This window comes from Nocardia vinacea NBRC 16497 (assembly GCF_000308835.1).
GTDB classification, from domain to species: Bacteria; Actinomycetota; Actinomycetes; order Mycobacteriales; family Mycobacteriaceae; genus Nocardia; species Nocardia vinacea.
Genome location: NZ_BAGN01000119.1, coordinates 1 through 928 on the forward strand (window position 1 = coordinate 1; position 928 = coordinate 928).

The 928-nt window shown below is 67.9% G+C and carries 1 protein-coding gene; it reads right to left on the reverse strand.

The window, feature by feature from the left end; translation table 11 throughout:
• A partial coding sequence (locus ON44_RS16490; protein ID WP_040690932.1) for a GAF domain-containing sensor histidine kinase occupies positions 1-928 on the reverse strand: 928 nt, incomplete at both ends.

Sequence of the window (928 nt, forward strand, 5' to 3'; positions counted from 1 at the left end):
GCTTCGCGCAGCACTGCCTCGACGTCCTCCGACAGCGGTGGCGCCAGCACCGAGACCGGTCCGGCCAGCCGAACCGTGGTGCGCAGCCCGCTATCGCCGATCATGTCGGTGATGATGCCGTGCAGCCGCTTGCGCAGCGTCGGGGCATCGGTGGTGGTGCTGTGCAGATCGAAGATCGAGTGCCGGATGTCTTGGACAATTGACTGGATGTCCTGGATGGTCTCGGTGAGCCGGGATTTCACCTCGGGTACCCGGGCCCGCTGGGCGGTGCCCTGCAGTGAGAGACCGACCGCGAACAGCCGCTGGATGACGTGGTCGTGCAGGTCGCGCGCGATCCGGTCGCGGTCGGAAAGCACATCGAGTTCGCGCACCCGCCGCTGGGTGGTCGCCTGCTGCAAGGCCAGCGCGGCCTGGTCGGAGAAGGCGGCCATCATCGATTGCCCGGCCTCGTCCAATGGTTGCGCGCCCGGCGGTTGTACGGTGACGAGCACGCCGATGACCGAATCCTTGGCGCGTAGCGGCAGGATGAGTGCGGGCCCGAATTTCGACGGCTCATAGAAGACCGGCTGGAAGCGCAGTTCGTCGACCGCGACGACCTGGCCGGATTGGAACGCTTCGCCGGAATTCGATTCGCCCATCGGGATGCGCTCCCCGATGAGTTCCTCGGCGCCGACACCCGCGGCGGCGACCACCACCAGTTCGGTGACATCCTCGGTGGGGATATCGGGGTCCTCCGGGAGGGCGAGGAAGGTGCACGCCGAGCGAGTGAGCGCCAAGGCGCGGTCGGCGACCAGTTCCAGTGCGGTACCGGGTTCGCCGCCCGCGAGCAGTTCGGTCGCTACATCGCGGTTGGCTTCCAGCCATTGCTGGCGGATCCGGGACTGCTCGTAGAGGCGGGCGTTGGCGATGGCGATACCCGCGGCGGCGG